2 protein-coding genes are annotated in these 4,487 nt (G+C 39.9%); both read left to right on the top strand.

All coding sequences use genetic code 11. From position 1 onward, the window contains the following. Nucleotides 1-1,477, top strand: a 1,477-nt coding sequence (locus ACTJJG_RS18940) for a ShlB/FhaC/HecB family hemolysin secretion/activation protein (protein ID WP_233752594.1), incomplete at its 5' end; no start/stop codon positions are given. A gap of 24 nt (nt 1,478-1,501) precedes the next feature. After that, on the top strand, nt 1,502-4,487 hold a 2,986-nt coding region (locus ACTJJG_RS18935; RefSeq protein WP_130150315.1), incomplete at its 3' end, for a two-partner secretion domain-containing protein.

Genomic DNA, 4,487 nt, shown 5'->3' with positions numbered 1-4,487 from the left:
TCAGTCTGAGTCTGAACTACAGCAATTTAACTTTGTGGTTAAAGCTATAAAAAAACACCCACAGAATGTTTTGGGTAAATGTATTGGAACCCAAAGTTTACATAACATCGTGAACTATGCCCAAAATGAACTTTTAAAAAAGGGTTTTATTACCAGTCAAATTGTCGTGAGTCCGCAAGACTTAAATCAGGGGAATTTAAACCTGAGTGTGCAAATCGGACGCTTGAATAAGATTGTTATACAAGAAGGAAAAATTTCATCATTACAGCTTAAGACTGGGTTGCCATTTAAAACGGGCGATATTGTGAATCTAAAAAGGCTCGATCAGGGGCTGGAAAATCTAAAGCGTGCCTACGCAGTAGATATGCAAATTACTCCTGCAAGTGTTCAAGATAAAGAATTAACGGGCTATAGCGATTTAATACTCAAACTTCAACCCCTACAAAAAGTTAATTTCAATTTAAGTGTAGATGACTCGGGTAATCAGGACACTGGTACCTATATGGGGAATATTGGGCTAGGTATCAATAACCCGTTTCATTTAAATGATATTTTATCGTTAAACGTGAGTCACTCATTAGATGACTTTCATGAAGACTTAAACCGAAGTTATTTCATTAGTTATCAGTTGCCTGTTGGTTATTATGATTTAGGTCTTAGTTATAATGACTATCAATATAAGCAAACAGTCTTAGGGGGGAATGGTCCACTGCTTTACCATGGCAACAGTCAGCAAGCCAACCTAAATTTATCTCGTGTCATTAGCCGTAGTGGACAACATAAAACCAGTGTCTATGGAAAGCTTTATCATAAGGAAAGCCAAAGTTTTATTGATGATATTGAAATTAATGTCTTACACCGAAGAACCTCAGGCTGGAATTTAGGGTTTCAGCACCGTCAATATTTAGGAAATGCAGTATTAGACGGCAGCATCGATTACCGTCGTGGGATGGGAGTAGGTGCCCGAACTGCACCAGAAGAAAACATTACGGATGTTTATGGAAACCATCTTCCTGTTGAAGGTTACTCACGTGCTCCACTTTGGAGTGCAGATCTGCGTTATACCACACCATTTCTTTTGCTCGAAAAACCAGCTCAATATCGCCTTAACTGGCGTGGACAATATGCACCTAAAATTTTAGTACCGAATGACCGCTTCTATATTGGCGGGCGCTATAGCGTACGAGGTTTTGATGGTGAGCTCATGCTTTCCGGAGATAACGGTCAGTATCTACAGCAAGAAATCAGCTTGAATGCACCAATTCCAAATACCCAGTTTTATATGGCAATTGATCAGGGCTGGGTCAATGGCCGCAATAGCATACCGGGTCAGCGTTATTTACTCGGAAGTGTTTTGGGGCTGCGCACTTATCAAAATAGTTTTTATCTGGATGCCTTTATAGGTCGGGGACTAATTGCACCTGACAGCATAAAAAAAGACTGGGTTACCGGTTTTAGTATCAACCTTTCTTATTAATTTACTTTAGAAAAGACTTTATTCATGAACAAGAATAGTTATCGCATTATTTATAGCAAAGCACGTCAAATGTTTGTGGCCGTGGCTGAAAATGTACGAAGCCAGACCAAGACATCGGGTCAAAGTGAAGCAAGTACCCAGACCAATATTGATAACACTGAATCTCAGGCATTTCATCAACTCTGGCAAGTGAAAGCACTTGTTGCCAGTATTAGCTTGTGGATGCCTTTAGCACCTGTTTATGCGGGTATTGTAGCGGATAGTGCTGCAAATGCTGCGAATAGAGCAGTCATTGGTGCTGGAAAGAACTCGGCAGGTACAGTCGTTCCTGTCGTTAATATTCAAACTCCGAAAAATGGGATATCCCATAATATTTATAAACAGTTTGATGTATTGGCAGAAGGTGCAGTCCTGAATAACAGCCGTCAGGGTGCTACGACAAAAACAGTAGGAAACGTTGCAGCCAACCCGTTTTTAGCCACAGGCGAAGCGCGAGTTATTTTAAATGAAGTAAATTCATCAGCCGCTTCACGTTTTGAAGGGAACTTGGAAGTTGCAGGGCAAATGGCTGATGTCATTATTGCCAACCCGTCTGGTATTAATATTAAAGGTGGTGGTTTTATTAATGCCAACAAGGCAATTTTTACCACAGGTAAACCCCAGTTAAATGCTGATGGCAGCATCAAACAGTTTACGGTTGACCAAGGGAAAATTACGGTCTCAGCGAACCCCAATTCTAAATTTGGTTTGGGTGGAAATAATAACGATGCAAATTATGTGGATCTCTATGCGCGTGCATTAGAGCTTAGTGCTGAGCTACGTGCTAAAAATGATATTCAGGTGATTGCTGGAGCAAATAATGTCAGTGCAGATTTACAGGATGTTACACCTAAAACAGGTACTGGAACTGCACCGACATTGGCGGTAGATGTTAAAGCGCTAGGTGGGATGTATGCCAATAATATCTATTTGATGGGAACTGAAAAAGGCTTAGGCGTGACTAACGCAGGGACTGTTCAGGCAGTTAACAATCTGGTGATTACCAGTGCCGGAAAAATTGAACACAGTGGCACAATCAGTTCGACCAGTAAAACCCAAGGTTTAGTGAACATACAAACAACGGGTACGGGTGCAGCTGCCGATATCAACTCATCAGGGAGTATTAACAGTAATAGCATGTTAAATATCGATTCAGGTAATAACCTGAATGTAAATGCTAAAGAAATTATTATTAATGTCGGTAGCCTGGCTTCCTCTCCTTTAATTGTTAATGCCAAAGGTAATATCAATCTGGCTGCTGATACCCGCATTATGGATGATGCACAAGGTGGAGATGTCTATATTGATGCAGCGAATATCAATCTGGCAGCGGGCTCGGAACTTAAAAGTAACCGTGGTACAGCAACCATACAGGTACAAAAAGACTTGGTGGCAGCAAAAGGCGCAAAACTGATTGCTGCCAAAGATTTAAATGTTTTAAGTAACGGTAAGTTATCACTTACAGAGAACCATATACAGGCGTCATTAGGTTCAATCAACCTACAAGCAAATTCGGCTAATATTCAAAACCTGATTGATCTTCAAGGTGGGACGATCTATGCGGGTAAAGATCTCAACCTGTATAGTTCAGGAGATCTAAACCTAAAGAATCTTGGTTTTTCACTTGAAAACGCTGCAACCAGAGTTAAAAACATTAAAGCCTACAGTGGACGTGATCTGGTCTGGAATAATGCTGACAAGGCACTTCCGCTTATTACAGGTCTGGTTCAGTTGGATGCAGCCAATAATTTAACTGTTACAGCAAAAGAAATTTCCAACAAAGACAGCATTCAACTACATGCCAATCAAATAGCACTCAATAGTGCACTGACTTCACAAAAAAATATTGATGTGAGTTCTGAAATTGCTGACCTTGTTTTAAGTCAGGCACTCAAGGCTCAAGGTGATATTAATCTAACCGCACTTGCTGGTGGAGTTACTGCAAATAGCTTAAAGGCCACATCTTCTGCTGGAAAGATTTCTATACTCGCGAATAAAAATATAAATTTAAACTCGACCCAGACAACCAAGGCGATGCCTTCAGCTGATAAAGATGAATTAACAACTGATCAATCCGTTATTAGTGGTTTAAAAGGTGTAACACTTGGCTCGATTGGTGATGGCACCGTTAACTTACAGTCAGTACAAGTTAATGCGAATCAGGGCGATATATTAGTTTCGAGTAATAATGGAATCAATCTAAAGGCTAATAGTGATGTAGTTGTTACTGGGGATACGGGCCGATTTAAAACGGTAAATAATGTTCTAAAGGGACAAACTGTTTCGATAGAAAATAGCAAATCTGATATTAAAATCCAAAATACAGACCTCAGCTCAACGGTTGGTAAACTTGCGATCAATAGTAGAGCAGGCATGAGTACAATTATCGACAGCGTATTAACGTCAAAAGGTAATACTGAACTCTATGCAAAAGATTTACTGACTTTACAGGGTGTGAATGCTACTTCAGACCAGCATCTGGCAGTAAGCTCTGGTCGTACGGTTTATAGCAATGCTGAGTATACGCCAGCGACCAAATGGATTGCGGATAAAGTAACAAACTTAACGTCTAAAGGGGTAACCTCTGTAACGGCTACAGGAAACCAAGTATTACAAAATACAAATTTAACAGGTGGAGCTGTTTTATTAGAGGCGGGTGGTTTTATTTTAGGTCAGACTGGATTGAACTTAAATGCAGTCGGAAGTGATTTACTCAAGAATGATACAAAGTTAAATAGTTTAAATGGTGACCTAACAATTCAAACCAATTCTAACTTAACGATTGATCCAAAAGTTTATAGTCTAAAGGCGGTAGGTGATATTGAACTCGTTTCTAAAAATGGCACTTTAACTTTAAAAGGCTATGGTGGAACTGCGGGGAATGGATCGGAACAAGTTGTTAAGTTGGATACAGCAAATGGTGGTATCAATTTAGAGGGTGCTAAAGTTGATATTCAAGGTTCACAGTTAA

The organism is Acinetobacter sp. 22512 (assembly GCF_052044755.1).
Lineage (GTDB): Bacteria > Pseudomonadota > Gammaproteobacteria > Pseudomonadales > Moraxellaceae > Acinetobacter > Acinetobacter pittii.
The sequence above is the reverse complement of the archived record's forward strand: the minus strand, read 5'-3'. Positions and strand labels throughout refer to the sequence as shown.